The sequence below is a fragment of the Bradyrhizobium acaciae genome, assembly GCF_020889785.1.
GTDB lineage: Bacteria > Pseudomonadota > Alphaproteobacteria > Rhizobiales > Xanthobacteraceae > Bradyrhizobium > Bradyrhizobium acaciae.
Genome location: NZ_JACMYK010000014.1, coordinates 18,924 through 37,654 on the forward strand (window position 1 = coordinate 18,924; position 18,731 = coordinate 37,654).

Consider the following 18,731-nt stretch of genomic DNA (forward strand, 5'->3'; position numbering starts at 1 on the left):
AACTCGCTCGGACTGAACTTATTCGGGGCAGTGAACAAACCATGTCACGAATCCTGACACGTCCGAGCTCGCGACCCGAACCGGTCAGAACGTGACTGTCGCATTAGCTGCACCGCGGCGCTGCTCCGGTTGCCGTGACGCGCGCCACATCAATCGGCAATGGCGTTGGAAAGGTTCGTGCGTATCGAACAATTGTGATGCAATTGCATCACACTCGCTGCCATGTTGCGCGTTTGTCCGTTTCGTGCCGAAGTTGCGCGCGAATGGCAAACAGTAATCTGCCAACATGACTTTCTGCGAGTGCAAGAGTGCCCAGCGCAAGGCTCGTCCTCTCATCGGGCCTTCCTGTAAAGCGTTTTTCGGGCGCAAGAGATTAGAGATTAAAGGCGCTAGTGTCTCTGTGCGATGTCAACGATTCAGCTGCGGCAGCAGCGCCGGAGTGGGCGAGCATGTGGAGATCAGGCCAGAAATGCCAGTTCTATTTGACTGGTGGCAGCTGTGGCTCGACTTTGAGAACGCTCATTTAGCAACGTCCCTGAGACGTTTGAGCCTGCGCTGGTGGTCGTGGTGGCCCAAATCGAAAGGCGCCTTCCCAACGCTCCTCTTCATCGCGTTGACCGACTCGGCGGTAAGTATCGCGGTGGTTTGCCGCTCTGCACAGCATGCCGTAGAACGTCCTGCAAATACGTCGCGCTCCAGTGGCCCGCGTCAGATTGCTGGACAAAGACTTGATCGATTCGGCGGCCGCGTGGCCAGGATAGCCGCTTGAGCGGACAAGATGTGACTTATAAAAGCCGAAGCGACGACCGCCGTTTACGTGATCGAAGCGTTCCGAGATCCGGACTGGCACCTCCGATTGACAGGCTGCAGCCATGGGAAGGCGCAAAGGTTGCCTGTCGCTCTGCTTGAGGGCAAGCAGCTGCGTTCTAAAAGGATCAAAGATTGCGCGGCGTTCCCTCGTCTTCCCTTTCGATGCCATAGGCTGGATCGAGCCATGAACTTAACTCAACCAAGCAAGCTTGAGCGCTATGCCGCGGCCGTCGATGCTATGAGAGAAGAGGGCCGGCGGTGGGGCCGCAGGTCACGCGCAGGTGTTGATTTTGCCTCCAGCGATTATCTGGCACTGGCGAGCGCGCCACGTATGAAGGAGGCTCTGTTCGCGACGCTCAAGGCTGGAACGCCAATCGGAGCTGGCGGGTCACGGCTCCTGCGCGGCAATTGCGAGGAACACGAAGCTCTCGAAACGGAAGCGGCGCGCTTCTTTCGGGCGGAGACAGCGCTGTTCTTCGGTAGCGGGTACATCGCAAACTTCGCTGTTCTGACAACGCTGCCGCAGCGAGGCGATCTGCTGGTTCTCGATTCGCTCGTGCACGCCAGCCTTCATGAAGGCGCGCGCGTCGGCCGAGCTGAGTTCCGGATAGCAGCCCATAATGATCCTCAATCTGTTGAAGACACGATTGGCAATTGGCGCGCCAAAGGCGGCGTAGGGCGCGTCTGGATCGTGGTCGAGAGCCTCTACAGTATAGACGGTGACTTGGCGGCGCTTGCAGATCTGGTTGAAATCGCTAAACGTTACGAGGCGTTCCTGGTTGTGGATGAGTCCCATGCCACAGGCATTTACGGCGAGCAGGGGCGGGGGCTCACAGCGCCCTACCAGGGACGCGAATATATTCTGGTGGTCCACACCTGCGGTAAGGCTCTAGGCGCGGCCGGTGCTCTTGTCACTGCGTCCAGCGTATTGCGCGATTTCATGATCAATCGCTGCCGTCCATTTATTTTCGCCACCGCGCCATCGCCCCTGATGGCAATCGCTGTTCGGCAGGCGCTTTTGATTGTACAGGAGGAGCCTGAGCGGCGGCGACGCCTGATCGATCTTATCAATTTTGCACACCGTCAGCTCGCCATCTGCGGCCGCCCGACCCGTTCGAGCTCACAGATCGTTCCCTACAGGGTCGGTAACAACGCTCGCACGATGCGGCTGGCCGCAGCACTGCAGGCGCGCGGTTTTGATGTCCGAACAATACGACCGCCGGTGCCCCCGAGCAGGGCAAGATTGCGGATTTCGTTAACACTTAATGTCGAGCCAGATGATGTATCCGAGATGATCGATGCGTTGGTCGAAGAGACCTGGGGTAAGCTACGATGAGGTTCCACAATCGTGATGCTGGTCGATATTCGGATCGGTCAACGATCCTCCAAGGAATGCGCCGGCGCGCGCAAATCCTCCCGCCGATCGGTGATCACAAGTCCTGCGCTCGTTAGTTCCGCTTTATGCGACGCAAATATAAACTCGACTTAAAGTCGACGAGGCTGCTCATTACGGTACTGGCGGCCGCTTCGTTGGCTGACGAAAGAGAAAAAGCCCCATGTCGACGCGAGTAGCACTCTTCGTATCATCGCTGGGCTGGACCGCCATCGCCATCGCAATTCTCCTGTATGTAATCTTTAGTCCTGCTTGATGGCCAAAGGTCGGACGATCCGCGTCGGATGGCTTCTCAGGCTGTTCGATATTGAAGGCTTACATGCCGGCCGATCGGCGGATCGCCCCGCGTCACGGTCGACAATCAGGTTCATGAATGTCGTTGGAGCAGCATCGCTGGGGCCCCTGTTAAGCACGAGTGATCGGGCCCCGAAGACGGCCAAGCTCGGCAGGTGACTATCATCTGATGATGGATCGAGAAAGCAACGCCGAGGGATGGCAGGTGCATGAGGAGACGGCATACGAGGCCTCATTCGCCGTTCCCCACGGCACCCAATCCGCCCCGGGCAAATGGTCGAGAGACTGAACCACTTGGGTCTCCTGCCTGACGCTGACCAGCCGAGATATGACCTATGAGATCAAAGGGCATCCCTATACAGCCGCGCTGGACCCCTCTAGCGGCGGGCGTCTCATTCATAACGCTCCAGAGGACCAAAATATTGGAGCTGGGGCCAGTGAGGTTACCAGATTTCGGAGCATTTATTTCGAGAGGCGTAGAGGGTTCCCGCTTAACACCGGCTGGGCGATCGCGCGAAGGCATCAGCGTCAGCTCAATACGTCGACCCTGCCGGTTTCGAGCCGATATAGACCGCCGACGATCTTTAGTGTTTTCTGCTCGACAGCCGGGTTCAGGATCGGGCTGGCGGATTTGAGCTTATTGACGTTGTCGATCACATTCTGCCGGATCACATCGGCCGAACTGTCACCTGGCTGGTGGCGCGCCCCTCTTACGGCAGGCGCGAGCGCGCTGACGAGGGAGCGGATATGTCCCGGCGCCGGCTTGCCTTCGTCAAGCGAGTTGATGGTAGCGTCTATCGCGCCGCAGTGATCGTGACCGAGTACCATGATCAACGGCGTGTTTAGTGCAGCAACAGCATACTCCAGGCTACCTAGCGTGTCATCGTTGACGAAGTTACCGGCCAGGCGGCATACGAATAAATCACCAAGTCCGCTGTCGAAGACAAGCTCGGGCGCTACCCGCGAATCGGCGCAGCTCAGAACCGCCGCATATGGATTCTGACCATTGACTAGAAGTCGGCGCTCGCGTTCGAGATCGCGCCCTCGCGACACGCTCTGTACATAACGGTCGTTACCCTCAATCAGCCGCTTCAGCGCAGTATCGGGCGAGAGCTGGTTATCCTGCTTCGGCGGTGCTGTTGCTTGCTTCGCGGCGACAATGTTGCCGGCAAACGGAACGACCAACGCCGAGACAGCGAACAGCAACAGCGAGCGGCGCGAAGGCGCGACGTCGGCCGGATAGGGGGTGCCCTGTGTATGGTTTGCATGCATGGTAGAACACCTATCGCGCGGCTCTATGCCACCCCATGGCTTCGGCCTCGTTTTCGCTGCAGAACCAGCGTTCAGCCGGCTTCTTCGTCATGTCGATTTGTCCGTAACTGATTTGCCCCGGAGAGTGATACGTGCGCTCACCAGTACCGTCGACGGTGCCCTTTATCAGGCAGTCGGGCGAGGGTGGGTCAGATAGCAGAGCGGATCCGAGCAGGAGTTCCTGGGCCTTGTTCGGCACCGAGCTCGCGCCGACAACAATCGTGCTCTTGTTGCGGTGGCGCCAGTCCCAGGGGGTGATGAATGCCCCCGACCACAAGCCGGCAAAGGCATTGCTCGCCACCACCTCATTGATAACGTAAACATGGGTGGATGGATCGGATGATAGTGCCCAACCGGAGCTTACCATCCAGGCGTTCACGTCCTGGCCCTCGATGAAGCAACTGCCGAGAGACCTGCCGTACTTGTCGACTCCTGCGGTCTGACAATCCCATATTCGTCCATTCGAGTAGTTGATAAGTGCGTCACGAGCAGCTACCCCGCAGGCCCATTTCCGACCATGAGCATCCAGGCAAATCTGATCGGTCTCAGGGGCCTCGATACCCGAGAGCCGAATCCGCGTTTGCTCGATTTCTATCATGTTGGCGTCGAGGATTTGGGGAGTACCGCTCAGTTTCGCCGCACAAACAGGAGACGCGATGATAGCGAGCAATGCTGCCATCATTACGCGGTACTTCATCCTGGTATCCTTTCGCTCTTGGTTCATCGGGTTACAAAATTCCAGCGATCTGGTGGCGTCACAGCCGACTGCTTGACCGCAAAGGTCCGTCATCTGGTCAGCACCGTTCGACGATGCTTTTGTGGAAGCTTGCTTTTCAGGCTACGACCTGACGCTGGGTGAGATTCAAGAGATTTCTTTTGGGAGGCATTTTCCGAAGTGCTGCTGGCATCTGAAGCTCAACTCTGCCACTCCCCGATCAAATCTCCCGCTCTGAACCTGAAGAAGAGATCGCGCATGTTTCAGCGCGGGGCTCGCGTCCCAAGAATGCGGTGCTTGACACGGCATTTCTCCAAGGGCTCGGGAGAACCGAACGGGTGCTAGTCTTCGCCGCCAAGCGGAAGAATCCGCGTTGCTGAACCTCATTGACTGCTATCGTTCGACAGAACTGAACGCGGTTCACATGGTGGAGGCCTGGACAGGGCACGATAGGAGTGATTGCTCAAAGAGATCGGACTCCCGCTTGGTCTCACGGTATAAAGCCACCATGCTTCACTCACACGGTGGCCCGTATCCGCGACCTTATGCGCTCCGAAATGCTGCGGGCGAATAACTTCCACTACGCCTGGCTGGCCTTTATGCTCGAGCGGAAGAAAGCGCGGCTCGGCATTGACGAGCGTGCGGACTGACGAGACCGGTTTTTGCGGGCTTGCGGTGCAAAGGCGTCCTCGCGAGTGGGGACGTGGTTGTCATTTCAGAGCGATGAATCAATCCACAACACGTGTCGGCACTCAGGGCATTGCGGCAGTTAGCGCTGGCCGGGCTTAGGCGACTCACCCTAATACTCATGTTTAATTGCCTCGCTGCACAATGGGATTGAAATGATTGTGGCCACCCCTGAACTGCCGGTCTCATATTACGCGCTTGAAGTCGACGGCCGACTCAAAGCCGAATTCGTAACCAGAGATGGCGCCCGAGCTGGTGGAGCAGAACTAAAGAAGCGTTTTCCCACGCTTCAAATCAAGATCTATGACGCGCAGACGAATGCGCGCGAGGAAGTTTAGATCAGGCTCAATTCCATCTTCGATCCTCGCAGCAAGGCTGCGGAGCTCCCCGCCGGGGGCACTCGGGAAAGGGGCCCGCCGCCATCGAGGATGCCGGCGTCGCTATCACTGCCCCGTTCCCGGGGTCCCTCTTAATCCGGTCTCGTCGCTGCACTCGCTCCCGCGGGTGCTTGTTGGTCGCGCGATGCGCTGCGCGCACGCCGGATCTGGCTTGGCGTCAGCATCCCTCGCTTGGTCCATGAAAGGTGAATGGCGCTCTGGCGAGAGCTCGGACGTGTCTTTTTGTACCGGTTCCGCCGCGGCTACTCGTCTGAAGCGGCAAGAGCCATCCTGATGCCTGGCTTTTCCGATTGGGGCTTGCAGGCGGGAGCCAGGCTTGCCCCAGCTGGTATTGCTGGACGCATCAATTTCCAGCCCGGGGTCCTGCTGTCGGCCCTAAGCGCTCAGCGCTTAGGGCTGCCATCCTGATCATTTGTCGAGGCCTTTCGAACCCCCTCCAGCGCGTCCCGTTCGTTTGGCTCTATATGATGGAACCAGGAGCCGGGAGGAAAAGTCGCAATCCTCTTGGCAAGGAAAGATTGCGGCTCCCATTCGTGTCCCTCGCGCTTCTCGAAGGTGATGACCCCATTTTCGGTAAAGTCGCGGGGGCCTGGTATGTTGCAATTCACCAGCAGCAGAACGCGCCACCGGTGCGCTTTCTCGGCAGGCTTGTCATTCGCCGCCGTAACGTAATCCACGACAACAGGTTCGATGATATGACAACGGCCGTGCCGGAGAAGATTTCCGAGCTTGCCCTGCGCGGTCGTCACAAAGTTGAAATTGACCGGATCATGCAGAAAACCAAGGTTTACGTCTTTTTCGCCGTCGGTGACTTCACTGGCGATGAGTGAAAGCGCCAGGGCGCGCCAGCCGAGTTCAATGGGCTTTGCATAGGGAGACGCAACTTCAATCTTTCCGTCGGTCCCGACTTTCCAGGTAATAACGTAATGTTCGTCTGAACTGTTATCCTGATGTCTGGTCCAGGAAAGATAAACATACTCTGTGTGGTCGATGCCTTCGGCGATTCCCCAGTTTCGCGGGACGAAGTGCGCCACTTTGGAGACCTTTGAGACAATGTGTTCGATTGTCTCACCGTCTCGTGCTCGCCAGGTAGACTTGACGCGTTCGACGAGCGCGTTTTCGCCGGCTTGCGCACTGTTGACCGCCGCAACCAGCCCAACAAGGAAAATCAGCGATTGACAAAGACGGTACACGCCTCTTGCAGACATTCTCTTCATAACGGCCGGACCATCGGTTTTCATCTACGCGTCAAAGCGGCAGCCTTCAATCTGTCCTCGATTGGAAGAAGTTAGCGGCAACGTGACGCGGGCGCCTGCCGATGTCCCGCGCGAGCAGGCGCTGTCCGCTCGATGTCACGCGCCGCTAACTTCAGTGGGCCAGCTACAAATCATTTTGCTGTGCTGGACCTGCCCAGGGGGAGGAGCCTGGGCACCTTGAGCCTGCATCCTTCGTGCCAGGAAATACCTGGCAAATCGCGCCGGATTAGTGCAGCGTTTGTCCGCTTTCCGACCTCCGCTCGCTTCAATGTTTGCATTCCGCCGATCCGCGCGGGCTTGGCGCAGGCGAAGGCCGCGGTGATCTATGGATAAAAATCGGGAAGCATTTGTAAATGCTATCGACCGTCCTCGCGGTATGGTCACCCAAACGCCCGCGATCTCTACCGGCTCGCAGATGCTAATAAGTAAAAAACGCTCATCACCGGCGGGCGTGTGGAATCGTTCGGAAGCGAGGTATCGTCAGGCAGGCAATGATATGGAGCGCCCGTATCTGCCTAAGTGCTCGGCCAATCGTCCAGCCATCTCGGCTCCGCATTCATGGTTTGATCAGCCGCTGTTTCCAATCGCGCCGGCCGGTAAGCGAGAAACGATCTAATCGCGCTACTTCCTCTCGAGTTGCTCGACATTCTCGAGAGCATCTGTCTGACGGATTGATTCATGAACTCTTTCACCAACAACCCGAACAGGCGGACCGCAAAGACGGTGACAGCAAAGACGCCAACTGCGCTCCAAGCAGCCATTTTCAGTGCGGGTTTCCCAGTGCTCAAGTTCCTGCGCATTGTCGGCATCACGGACCGCAAGTCGCCTACTAAGATTGGTTGGCACGCAGATCAACATGCGCGCCGGGCATGCTGATGGTTTGCGGCATTTTTTTGCGCCGAGGCGGCCGTTCTTGACTGTCGAAAGACAGGAATGCCCGCACGCTCGAAGCGCCGCGACTTGAGCCTTCGACAATCCTTTCGACAGCTATATTGGAGAGAGCTTCCACTCGTGGTCCGCCTTCGATGAATCGCCATTTGAGTCGTCGATGACGGCAGCATTAACGTGAGAGATTCATGTGAGAGGTTGACGGAAGAGGTCTGTTGCAGATAATCGAAATGTAGAGGTTCTCCGGTCCCGCTGGATCCGGAGCTAAGAGGGAAGCCGGTGAACAGGCCGGCGCTGCCCCCGCAACTGTAAGCGGCGAGCCGCTGTCCAACAAAGTCACTGAAGCCCGTGCGGCTTCGGGAAGGCCGGACAGCGGCGATGACCCGCGAGCCAGGAGACCTGCCTCAACCACATGTACGTCCACGGGCGGGGTGTCCCGGTGGTACGCCAAGCAGCCGCCCTCGGGCGATCGTGCTTGCGTCCGCCATGGCCTTTGCCCCCAACTACGGGGTTAGCGCTATGTCTCTTCTCTCCCTTCCGGTTGCCACGCTTGGAACGCCTCGGATCGGTCCAAGACGCGAGCTCAAACGCGCGCTTGAAAGTTACTGGGCCGGCGCAATCAGCGAACCGCAATTGCTCGAGGACGCAGCGGGCCTGCGCGCTGCGAACTGGGCCCGCCAAAAATCCCTCGGTGTCACCGTCATTCCGTCCAACGATTTCTCGTTGTACGATCAGGTGCTCGACACCTCTGTCATGGTTGGTGCCATCCCGGAAGTCTACGCGTCGAAAATTGAGCCGGTTTCGCTCAAGACGTACTTCGAGATGGCCCGCGGTTCACAGTGGGACCGCCAGAATGCGAGTTGCAGCCCCGGATCGGGCGGATATGGCGCGCCCGCACAGGAGATGACCAAGTGGTTCGACACCAACTACCACTACATGGTCCCTGAATTTCATCGGGGACAGACGTTCCGCCTATCCTCTCGAAAACCCATCGAGGAGTACGAGGAAGCCAAAGCCCTCGGATTCCAGACCCGCCCTGTGCTGATCGGGCCGGTCACATTCTTGAAGCTTGGCAAGAGTGCGGATCCAGCGTTCCAGCCACTGTCGCTCCTGGACGAGCTGATACCGGTTTATGTCGAGGTTCTGCAAGAACTAGCCAAACGGGGAGCAAACTGGGTTCAAAGCGACGAGCCCTGCCTGGTCCTTGATCTGGAGGAGGGGACGCGAAAGTCTTTGCTGCACGTCTACGATCGGCTCGCCAAGGAAGTACCCGACGTCAAGATCATGGTCGCGAGCTATTTCGGCGATCTCGGCGATAATCTGGACACAGCTTTGAACATGCCCGTTGCCGGACTGCACGTGGATTTGGTTCGCGCGCCGAACCTGTTGGACCGGATCATTGCTGCCCGGCGAAGTGACCTCGTCGTGTCTCTCGGCGTCATCGACGGACGAAATGTATGGCGGTCGAACCTGTCGACGCTCCGCCAGCAACTGGATCCCGCCATTGCGAAGCTAGGCAGGGATCGTGTCCAGATCGCTCCGTCCTGCTCGCTGCTTCATGTGCCCGTCGATGTTGAACTCGAGACCGGACTTGCATCCGATCTCAAAAGCTGGCTTGCCTTTTCGGTACAGAAGATGCGTGAGCTCGCGATCCTGGCGCGGGCACTCGCGGGTGATCAGAATGTTGCTGAAAGTCTCGCTGAATCGGAGTCGGCCGTGACGTTCCGCCGGACTTCACAAAAGATCCGCGATGCCAATCTCGCGGTACGGATGCGAGCGATTGACCAAGCCATGCGCCGGCGCGCCAGCCCATTTGTCCGTCGAGCCGAGATCCAGCGCAAACGCTTTGGACTGCCGGCCTTTCCCACCACGACGATCGGATCTTTCCCGCAAGCCCCAGAGGTCCGTAACGCCCGCGCAGCACATGCGCAAGGCGCCATGAGCGACGAGCAATACGACAAGTTCCTCAAGGAGGAGACCGCGCGCGCTCTGCGTTGGCAGGAGGACATTGGGCTGGACGTCCTCGTGCATGGCGAGTTTGAGCGCAATGACATGGTGCAGTACTTCGGTGAGCAACTCGCCGGATTCGCATTTACCAGGAATGGTTGGGTACAATCCTTTGGCTCGCGCTGTGTCAGGCCACCGATTCTGTTTGGCGATGTTTTGCGGCGAAAACCGATTACCGTGGATTGGTGGCTCTACGCGCAATCACTCACCAGTAAGCCGGTGAAGGCGATGTTGACCGGACCAGTAACGATCTTGAACTGGTCGTTTGTTCGCGATGATATTCCAAGAGGCGAGGTCTGCCGGCAGATCGCACTGGCGATCCGCGACGAAGTCCGTGATCTCGAGATAGCCGGTGCGAGCATGATCCAGATCGACGAAGCGGCCCTCCGCGAAGGGTTGCCATTGCGCCGATCGGAGTGGGCGACCTACCTTCAATGGGCCGTCGATAGCTTCCGCATATGCTCATCAGGCGTTGCAGATCAAACCCAGATTCATACGCACATGTGCTATTCGGAGTTTAATGACATCATCGACGCCATTGCTGCAATGGATGCGGATGTCATCTCGATCGAGACGTCTCGCTCGAAGATGGAGCTGCTCGACGCGTTCAGGAATTACAAATATCCCAATCAAATCGGGCCGGGCGTATACGACATCCATTCTCCCCGCATTCCCGAGGCAGGGGAAATGAAGGAGCTGATAGCATTGGCTCGACAGCGGTTGCAGGACTCGCAGCTTTGGGTAAATCCGGACTGTGGTCTGAAGACGCGCAAATGGGAGGAGGTTCGCCCGGCGCTGATCAATATGGTCGCCGCCGCCCGGCAACTGCGCGCGGCATCCGATCGGCCAAGTCGTTGATCCTGCGCTTGGCTCTCTCCTCCAGGACGCTGATCCGCTCATCGCGCGTTTGCGCTCTGGATCGTCTCGACCGAGCTCGGACAAAAAAACGCCCGGCCGCGTTTAGCAGGCCGGGCGAAAGTTAAGTCTGAGAGGAGCGACGCTGACACATCGCCGACTTCCACCGGCGCAGGGAGGACAGCCGATGGTCCGATTCCCGGCGAGGACATTCGCCGTAAATCTGAACCCAAGTTAAAGCACGGCTCAGCGTGGCTCAATCATGCTGTGGTATGCGACCAACGTAGTCGAGTATGGGAAGACTAGACCAAGGTTTGTCCGCGATGAGCCCCGTTCACAACGGTTTGCCGAGGCGAGCGAAGACCACGGCTGGCGATGCCCCGGCCGCCTTAAGTGCAATTAGCGGCGCCTGCCTGCCGCTGGATCGGCGCGACGATGCGAGCAAACGCGACCGCAAGGATTACTCGACCAATCAATGCATGAGGGGTTTCTTGTTGATCTAGCTGCGCAGGCAGTCTGTCCGGTTCCACTCTGGTGAAGGTTTGGAACTCTGTTTGGAATGGATGGGCAGGTCGACGCGTGACCATCAAAGTGGCGGACAAATAGGATGCTCCACGATCACGAGATCAGCCCGAACCGGGCATACCAGTTCACTGGTCGCTGAAGTGCGGGATGATTAGAGTGGCACGGCCGCCGTTCGCACGATTAGACCGCCGCGCTGTGCGTAGCCCCGCACCGAGCGAGGTGAGCGTCGAACGCGGAGGCGACGCTCCGGACCAGAAACCGGGCGCCGCCGGCTACGGAAAGCCGGCCATTGTCAAACACGACGGCGCCATCTGCGATAAGGCTTTCAAGCCGGGAATGATCGACAACGGCCGAATCCGGATCCCTGCCGTGACGGCGAGACGTCTCGGAGAGATCGATTGTCATGTCGCACATAATTCGCTCGATAATCTCCGCTCGGTAGCGATCATCATCAGTTAGTAAATAGCCCTTCGCCGTCGCGAGCCGATCCTCGGTGATGCGAGCGAGATAATCCCTGGTCGAGACAGCATTCGCGACGAACCCCTGCTGCAGCCGGCCGATGGCGCTGGCACCGAGGCCAATCAGCGCGCCTGCGCAATCGTCAGTATATCCCTGGAAATTGCGGCGCAACCTGCCTTGCTTCGCCGCCACAGCGAGATTGTCATGCGGCAGGGCGAAGTGATCGAGGCCTACGCGTACGTATCCAGCGTCAACCAAAGTGTCAGCTACCATTTCGGATTGGAGATAGCGCTCGACGCTGTCGGGCAGAGTCGATTCGTCGATCTTGCGTTGATGCTTCTTGAAGGTCGGAACGTGCGCGTAACCAAAGGCCGAAAACCGGTCCGGATACAATTCGAGGCATTTGCCGACGGTATCCAGGCACGAATCGACCGTCTGCCCGGGCAGCCCATACAACAGGTCGAAATTGATCCGGCAAATGCCGGCGTGGCGTAACCGCTCGACCGAAACGGCGGTCTGTTCGAAGCTTTGAGGGCGGTTGATGGCCTGTTGGACGACCGGATCGAAGCTCTGCACGCCGAGGCTTGCCCGGTTGACCCCGCTATAGCCCAGGGCTTCGGCCATCGGATTGCTCAACATGCGGGGATCAATCTCGACGGCGATCTCAGCATTAGGCAGGATGGCGAACGAATAACGCAATGAGCCGACCAAATCGGCGAATGCTTCAGGTGTCAAGATCGTCGGCGTGCCGCCGCCGAAGTGGACATGAGAGATTGCCTGTCGTTGGCCAATGGCTTCTGCAACGAGGTAGGCTTCAGTGCGCAATCCAGCCGTATAGATCGCGATCGGATCGTCGCGCTTCGTGACAGATGTATGGCAGCCGCAGTACCAACACATGCTTCGGCAAAATGGCACGTGCAGGTAGATAGAGGCGGACTGCTGGCCGTCGAGAGACTTGAGCCAAGCTTGATAGTCGAGCTCCCGAACTGATGCCGAGAAATGAGGGGCGCTCGGATAGCTGGTGTAGCGCGGTAGTCGGTGCTGCCCGTACGATTGTGCTAGGTCCGGTCGCATTGCGATGCCTCTCTCGCTCTCTGGGCGCCCGATTATCGGACAGGGGCCTGGTAAGCTTTGCGCTGCCTCAAATATCGCGGTTACTGATGGGCCGGCCGGTAGGTCATGCCACCGGCGCAAACATCATGCTTTGAATTATGATGAAGCGGTCGCGGCGGCAGGAATGAGCTTCCTTGGCAATGCACCTCCCATCATGGTCAAATCGAGCGAGAACGAGACGAACGAAGCAGCAAACGGATCATAAATTGACATCCGACAGCCCTGCTGAGAAATGTCCGTTTCGCGCGATGCCAATGCTCATGCTCGAGCCTGTTACGGTCACTGCCGATTATGTCGAATCAGACCGCCTTTAACGTCGGCCATGCCGCTTGTGCCCCCAGTTAAAGCAAAGGGCGATCTTCATTTGAGCCCCATGAAATGATGTCCACTTCCTGCGCAATGCGGCGGCGATCAATGTGGTCCATCCCTCTCCGCATTGTGTCGCGGGTTGCCGGCCAACGCGCTCGAAAATGCAGTTGCGCTCCGTTCGGCCTCAGCTTCTTGTTCCAATTGTAGAATATGGGCTCTTAGCGCGTCGGAAGCCGCTTCAGCTGTCTCGCTGAATAGCGGATCACCATGATCGGTGAGGGCGGAAGCGACTTCGGCCCAATCCTGAGCCGATAAAGCGGTAACGGCGGCGGGGAAGAAGTCCCGTTCTTCCCACATCATGTGGTGCCGCTCGCGTACTATAAAGTCGCGTACGATCTTGCCGACGTCTTGCCGAAGGACTTCACGATCTGCCAGGACGCCATCGATGGCGCGAGCGAAGTGGTGCAAGCGGTCGATGACTTCCTGATGCTCATGCGCGAGATCGCCGACCATCGCGGCCGCATCCGGATCGCACCTCTTAAGCTTGGAAAAGATCAAGTCTTCTTGAGGATGATGGTACACCTCAGGGTAAACCTCGAAATAGCTGATAATCGCGCGGATCACCTCATAGTCCGGACGATGTCCTTGCTCAAAAATCTCCAATTCGCGTTGAAGGGCGACCAAAAGGAGATCGATATTGCGATGCTCTCGAAGCAAGCGACCGATGATCATTGCGGTGCTCCATGGAGGAAAATGTAAGCTGGCGGCGATTTGTGTGCCCGGTTCCCAAGCCGCAGTCGGATGTCCTTCTGCGCTGTATTTTCCGGCACGGCTCGGCGCACAGAGGCGTGCGCCGCCCAGCCTGGAGCTGGCGCAAATCACGTTAGCCAAAGTTCTGCGCAAAGCGGTTGGACAATGTGTCCTTGCGGAGCTCGACTCGGCGCGTGGTCGGCAGGGCGATCGCGCCATTCTGCTCAAGCTGAGTGAAAGTGCGCGACACCGTCTCAATGGACAAGCCAAGGTAATCTGCAACATCCTGCCGTGACATGGGCAGATCGATGGCCGCGCTTTTCGTGGTGCGGCGAGATATGTCGAGCAGGAACGTGATGACCCGTTCCTCTGCGCTGCTGATCAGGAGCATCGAATGCGCCTGGAAACGGCGGAGCTCAAGCGCCATCGCGTCCCAGAGCTGCCTTGCGAGTTCCCTCTCGTGGCTGGCGCGAAAGATGACAGCGGTGCGCTTCACCATGAGCAGGTGCGTCTCGCAGATCGCCTCGGCCGAAGAGATGTGGCTTTCTTCGGCCTCAAAGCCAAAGATGTCACCAGGCAAATAAAACGCGCCGATCTGACGACGTCCGTCCTCCAGAATCTTGTAGGTTCGCACAGCCCCCGAAACCACCTGATAAAGGTATTCGGCTGCTTCATCCTCTCCGTAAATCTCGCTATTGCGTGTGAACCGCATCGGTGTCGCAATCATACCAAGCGGTCCACGATTGTCAGATTTCCCACGCAAGACGTTGGGTGGATGGCGGCTGGTCTCAGTAAGGTTGGCGGCCCGGGCGTGCATGGCGGACTTTGCTTGCGAACGTCGATGACTCGCAGATTGGACGCTCCTGACAAACTGTGAAATCCAGATGTTTTACCTAAGTAGAAGCCACTAGGTATTTACGCGTAAGCTCATGATTGAGTTCCTCTTGAACGACGCGCGACGCGGGGCCTCTGCTACTCGAACATGCTCAAATCAACTTAGGCCAGCTTTGGATCAGAAGGCTGACCTGGCCGGCCGCCACGAAAACAATCGAAACCGCGCGGCCACACCGGTGGAGAGTTTCAAGAGCTGTCTCCACCGTCACTTTCAGCCCGCAGCAGGAAGTCTGCTTTGCAAATCATGACTCTGATTCTGGTCGGCCTTAGAATGACCAGCCGGGATCATGAGGATCCAAGTATGCTCATCGACGTGGACGACGGCCCGGTCGTCACGTCATGTGGTCCGAGTTGGAAATTAAATCGTAGAGCTAGGCTCGCGCGACATATTGACCTGGCTCAACAGTCCGCTCTGCCGCACCTCCGCAATCGTAGGAACCGAAGGACAATCGTGATCTAGCCTGATGTTGAGCTCGGGCATCGCCGGATGCGCCGATCGCGACAGCATGTTGATGGCATCTTCGCGGATCTGGCGACGTGCCGTCCGTACCGTCTCACTGTGACATCAGGACCGGGATGTTGACCCCGCGGAGCATATGCCCGGCGATTCCGGGCAGCCTCTCCTGCAGCTGAGAGCAACCGTAGCCTCCCATCACCACCAGGTCGAAGCTTTCGTCGGCCGCAAGGGACGGGAGAGCGCGCCGCGCTGCCCGGGATGCCGGAAGTGACACGATCCTCGCAGGAAGTCCTGATTTTGTAAGATACTCTCCCAGATGCGCGGTGGAACTCTCTGCCGGGACTTTGTCCGGGGCGGTGGTCGCGATGATTGTGAGGGTATCGGCTTTACACAAAAGTGGCATTGCGTCGTGCAACGCACGCGCCGCACGGCGGCTGCCGTCCCAACAAATCCCTACTCGTCTAATCGAGAAGGCGCCGTCGAAGGTAGGTGGCAGATACAGAACTGGCCCGCCAGCCTGGGAAAGGATCCCCCTGAGTATCAGATTGTCGCAACTATCGTAGCCGCCCTGAGGCTGGGTAACGATGGTCATGTCGTGGACTCGCGCGCTCGCGCAGATGATCCGGCGCGCGTCGGTTGGAAGCGCGCTCAGCACCCGACTCGTATAGGAAATGCCGGTATTCCGTGCCTGTAGATCGAAGGCATGAAGTGCTACTTCGGCCCGCTCCAACGCACGCGCCTGCTCAACGTCGAAAACGGAAGTAGCCGCCGTTAGGCCAATTGCAAGAAGCGGAATAATTGTTCTCTCGTAGCCGATGGCTACAACGTCAAGATGGGCGCCGGTACTCTGTGCGAAGGAAATCGACCCGTTGATTGCGGCCCGCACCGGGAGCTCCGTCGGAAGGTGGACAAGAATGTTCCCGAGCATTGTCGTTCTCCGAAGTCAAAGACCTGCTGCCTCGTAAGAATCCGAGCCTCAAATGATCCGCACAGTTGCCGCCGCTGAATGTTTTTGAGCACGAACAAACTGGTAAGGAGCGGGCCCATAATAGTCCACGGCTAGGAATAGTACTCGCCTGTGTCGCACGATTTACGCCCTGCAAAGAATATGCAGGCGATTTAAAGCTCCACCGCATCAGCGACATGACCATCCCGGCGCGACCTGCTCAGTTGAAACAGACAACTGGATGCTTGAATAGGACATTCCGTCGCTCGGCGATGTTGCTAGAGTCCGGCGGCGATGGCTATTCGCATCAGCTCGGACATGCTGCGAACATTGGTCTTGGCCATGACGTTCGCCCGGTAAACATCGACTGTTCGCGGGCTGATACCAAGATCGTGGGCGATCACCTTGTTGATCTTGCCGGCCAGTAGTCCCTGCAGGACATCACGCTCGCGCGACGAGAGCTCTGCCAGGCGGGCTTCAGCTTGTAGTTTCGCCGTATGGTCCGCTGGCTCGGTTGGCCCTGCTTCCAAGGCGCTATCGATTGCGCGCAATAGCACCTCGTCTTCAAAGGGCTTCTCAATGAAGTCGACCGCACCCGCTTTCATCGCTTCGACTGCCAGCGTTACGTCGCCATGACCAGTTATAAGGATGACGGGACAGTCGACGCGATCCGCCTTCAGTTTGCGGACCAGTTCCAGGCCACTCATGCCCGGCATCCGGATGTCCGACACAATGCAATCAACCGGTCCACGTGCGGCGTCACCGACAAAGCCGCTCGCCGTCTCATAGGTTGCCACGCAGAAGCCCTTAACATCAAGCAGAAACGCGAGCGAGTCCCGCATCGCGGCGTCATCGTCGATCACAAGAATGCGCCGCATGGTCATGCTTCCTCATTGGCCTCCGCAAATGGCAAGGTGAACTGAAACACCGTGCCGCCGCCCGGATTGGCTTCCACGACGATGTGGCCGCCAGGGACTCGATGATCGTGCGGCAGATTGATAGTCCCACACCCATGCCATGTTCTTTGGTCGTGATAAAGGGGTGGAACAAGCGATTGGCGACATCAGGGCTGATGCCAGAGCCCGTATCGGCGACGGTAAACCTGGCGAGGCCGCCGACTCTGGTAACTCCGACGGTCAATTCGCGACACGGGCTGGAAGCCATCGCCTCGATCGCGTTTTGTATCAGGTTCAGCGCGACCTGCCGGATCTGGATCTTGTCCACGATTATCGATGGCAGATCGCGATCGCTGCGGATCGTCACCCGCACGCCTTGCTCCTTGGCGCCGAGCAAGGCGAGAGCGACCGCTTCTTCAAGCAAGGTGAGCGGATTCTCCATTGTATGCTCCGTCTCGCCTTTGGCGACGAAAGGCGCTTGATGATATCGTGGGCGCGCAGCGCTTACTGGGTGGCATTTTCGATGGCATCAGCAATACGATTGGTGTCCGGCTTGTCTGATGCCAGCAGCGTCTTGGCGCCGCGCATGTAGTTTGTGATTGCGGAGAGCGGCTGGTTGATCTCGTGGGCAATAGACGAGGCCATCTCTCCCATGGCGGTCAGCCGCGAGACGTGCACGAGCTCAGATTGCAGTTCCTGCAATCGCCATTCCTGCGCTCGCCGTTCGGCGAGGTCTCGGATGAAGCCGGTGAAGAATCGTTCCCCGCGCACTTTGCCTCATCGACGGTAAGCTCCATCGGAAAGGTCGAGCCGTCGCTTCGCTCGCCGACCACAATGCGCCGATGCCGATGGTGCGCCGCTCTCCGGTAGCGAGATAGCGTTCATATAGCGTTCATGCTCGGCGCGGTGGGGTTGTGGCATCAACCTGGATACATTCCATCTGACCACTTCGTCCGGAGACCAACCGAATCAACGCACTGCCGCGGCGCTGAACGAGCGAATGATTGCCCGCTCGTCAATCACCATCATGGCTTCCGGCACGGTGTCCAGGATCGACTGCAGATGGGCTTGTCGGTACCGTGCCTGCTCTGATTCTCGCCGCAGCCGATCGCCCATGAGGCCGAGGAGGGGGCCAAGTACCGCGAATCCGGCTATATCGATCATGTTTGCGGAATCGGAGATGAGGTTGTTCCCAAGACATGCCGCGCTGATGATGAGGCAGAGATACGGATTCAGCGCCGCACGAAGCACGACCGCCCGCGCGGCGGCCGCCGCGGCCGTGCCATTGCGGTACCAAATATGGTCGGACATGTTCCGGGCAGACCCTCTCATCGATCGAATGTACGTAGTTTGTCTATGTGAGGCGGCCGGATGCAGCCGCGTTTCATTGCGCTACCTATTGTGCAGGGCGGCCGCCGCTATCTCGGCCAGATGCGCCAGTGCGTGGGCTGCACAGCGACGTGCTCCCCGGTCATGGCCTTGACCCAGCCGCCGAAGATCCGTCGGCAAGGAAAGACCAGCCGGTGGATGGCATTACCCTCGATCACCGCGATCTCCAGCTCCCGGTCAAAGGGCGCCGTTTCAATTCGCTCCCAGGTCAAGTTGCCAATAGACCCTGGACGGTGTTCATCGCCGCCGACTGACAAAATCAGGTAACCTTCCGAATACTAGCGCCGAGATCGCTCGGCTGCTGCGCCAACAAGCTCAGCCGATCTCGCCCAAGCGTCGCATGGTCTCGATCAGGCCAGTTATGGTCCGCATGCTTTGG

At 58.3% G+C, this 18,731-nt stretch carries 17 protein-coding genes and 1 riboswitch; of the genes, 5 read left to right on the plus strand and 12 right to left on the minus strand.

Going from position 1 to position 18,731, the window contains the following annotated elements; translation table 11 throughout:
• The first annotated feature begins 994 nt into the window (after positions 1 to 994).
• Complete coding sequence (locus H8A92_RS08985) at positions 995 to 2,146, plus strand: 8-amino-7-oxononanoate synthase (RefSeq protein WP_229195480.1); 1,152 nt, start codon at positions 995 to 997, stop codon at positions 2,144 to 2,146.
• An 879-nt stretch (positions 2,147 to 3,025) separates the two neighbouring features.
• On the opposite strand, the gene H8A92_RS08990 is transcribed toward H8A92_RS08985, so the two are convergent.
• Both H8A92_RS08990 and H8A92_RS08995 read right to left on the minus strand, forming a co-directional pair.
• A complete protein-coding gene (locus H8A92_RS08990) occupies positions 3,026 to 3,769 on the minus strand; it encodes a carbonic anhydrase (RefSeq protein ID WP_229195481.1) in 744 nt (247 codons plus the stop codon).
• A gap of 10 nt (positions 3,770 to 3,779) precedes the next feature.
• Complete coding sequence (locus tag H8A92_RS08995) at positions 3,780 to 4,505, minus strand: thermonuclease family protein (protein ID WP_229195482.1); 726 nt, start codon at positions 4,503 to 4,505, stop codon at positions 3,780 to 3,782.
• 542 nt (positions 4,506 to 5,047) lie between these two features.
• Here H8A92_RS08995 and H8A92_RS40755 point away from each other — a divergent pair.
• Together H8A92_RS40755 and H8A92_RS09000 are read left to right on the plus strand one after the other, a co-directional pair.
• Positions 5,048 to 5,173: a hypothetical protein gene (locus H8A92_RS40755; protein WP_274613295.1), complete on the plus strand. Its 126-nt coding sequence runs from the start codon at positions 5,048 to 5,050 to the stop codon at positions 5,171 to 5,173.
• A 192-nt stretch (positions 5,174 to 5,365) separates the two neighbouring features.
• The gene (locus tag H8A92_RS09000; RefSeq protein WP_229195483.1) at positions 5,366 to 5,548 is read left to right on the plus strand and encodes a hypothetical protein; all 183 of its coding nucleotides are present in this window, start codon (positions 5,366 to 5,368) and stop codon (positions 5,546 to 5,548) included.
• Positions 5,549 to 5,991: 443 nt separating this feature from the next.
• Here the strand turns inward: H8A92_RS09000 and H8A92_RS09005 are convergent, their stop codons facing one another.
• Positions 5,992 to 6,849, minus strand: a complete 858-nt coding sequence (locus H8A92_RS09005) for a nodulate formation efficiency C protein (protein WP_229195484.1) — start codon at positions 6,847 to 6,849, stop codon at positions 5,992 to 5,994.
• Positions 6,850 to 7,542: 693 nt separating this feature from the next.
• Here H8A92_RS09005 and H8A92_RS09010 point away from each other — a divergent pair.
• Positions 7,543 to 7,740, plus strand: coding sequence for a hypothetical protein (locus H8A92_RS09010; RefSeq protein WP_229195485.1), 198 nt, complete (start codon positions 7,543 to 7,545; stop codon positions 7,738 to 7,740).
• A 231-nt stretch (positions 7,741 to 7,971) separates the two neighbouring features.
• Positions 7,972 to 8,173, plus strand: a riboswitch (cobalamin riboswitch).
• A 98-nt stretch (positions 8,174 to 8,271) separates the two neighbouring features.
• Positions 8,272 to 10,617, plus strand: coding sequence for a 5-methyltetrahydropteroyltriglutamate--homocysteine S-methyltransferase (metE, locus tag H8A92_RS09015; protein ID WP_229195486.1), 2,346 nt, complete (start codon positions 8,272 to 8,274; stop codon positions 10,615 to 10,617).
• A gap of 702 nt (positions 10,618 to 11,319) precedes the next feature.
• Here the strand turns inward: metE and hemN are convergent.
• From hemN to H8A92_RS09060, 9 genes are all read right to left on the minus strand, one after another.
• Positions 11,320 to 12,672, minus strand: a complete 1,353-nt coding sequence (gene hemN / locus H8A92_RS09020; RefSeq protein ID WP_229195487.1) for an oxygen-independent coproporphyrinogen III oxidase — start codon at positions 12,670 to 12,672, stop codon at positions 11,320 to 11,322.
• 450 nt (positions 12,673 to 13,122) lie between these two features.
• Positions 13,123 to 13,752: a hemerythrin domain-containing protein gene (locus tag H8A92_RS09025; RefSeq protein ID WP_229195488.1), complete on the minus strand. Its 630-nt coding sequence runs from the start codon at positions 13,750 to 13,752 to the stop codon at positions 13,123 to 13,125.
• Between the two features lie 151 nt (positions 13,753 to 13,903).
• On the minus strand, positions 13,904 to 14,497 hold the full coding sequence (locus tag H8A92_RS09030; RefSeq protein ID WP_229195489.1) for a helix-turn-helix domain-containing protein: 594 nt from the start codon (positions 14,495 to 14,497) through the stop codon (positions 13,904 to 13,906).
• Positions 14,498 to 15,218: 721 nt separating this feature from the next.
• Positions 15,219 to 16,049: a universal stress protein gene (locus H8A92_RS09035; protein WP_229195490.1), complete on the minus strand. Its 831-nt coding sequence runs from the start codon at positions 16,047 to 16,049 to the stop codon at positions 15,219 to 15,221.
• 296 nt (positions 16,050 to 16,345) lie between these two features.
• Positions 16,346 to 16,951 (minus strand): response regulator FixJ, encoded by a 606-nt coding sequence (gene fixJ, locus H8A92_RS09040; protein WP_229195491.1) that lies wholly within the window; start codon positions 16,949 to 16,951, stop codon positions 16,346 to 16,348.
• On the minus strand, positions 16,917 to 17,405 hold the full coding sequence (locus H8A92_RS09045) for a sensor histidine kinase (RefSeq protein WP_229195492.1): 489 nt from the start codon (positions 17,403 to 17,405) through the stop codon (positions 16,917 to 16,919). Before H8A92_RS09045 ends, fixJ begins: the two co-directional genes overlap by 35 nt.
• Positions 17,406 to 17,467: 62 nt before the next feature.
• Positions 17,468 to 17,734, minus strand: a complete 267-nt coding sequence (locus H8A92_RS09050; RefSeq protein WP_229195493.1) for a histidine kinase dimerization/phospho-acceptor domain-containing protein — start codon at positions 17,732 to 17,734, stop codon at positions 17,468 to 17,470.
• A gap of 198 nt (positions 17,735 to 17,932) precedes the next feature.
• Positions 17,933 to 18,274 carry a hypothetical protein gene (locus tag H8A92_RS09055; RefSeq protein ID WP_229195494.1) on the minus strand — a complete coding sequence of 114 codons (342 nt, stop codon included), beginning with the start codon at positions 18,272 to 18,274 and terminating at the stop codon, positions 17,933 to 17,935.
• 107 nt (positions 18,275 to 18,381) lie between these two features.
• The gene (locus H8A92_RS09060) at positions 18,382 to 18,564 is read right to left on the minus strand and encodes a hypothetical protein (protein ID WP_229195495.1); all 183 of its coding nucleotides are present in this window, start codon (positions 18,562 to 18,564) and stop codon (positions 18,382 to 18,384) included.
• Positions 18,565 to 18,731 lie beyond the last annotated feature (167 nt).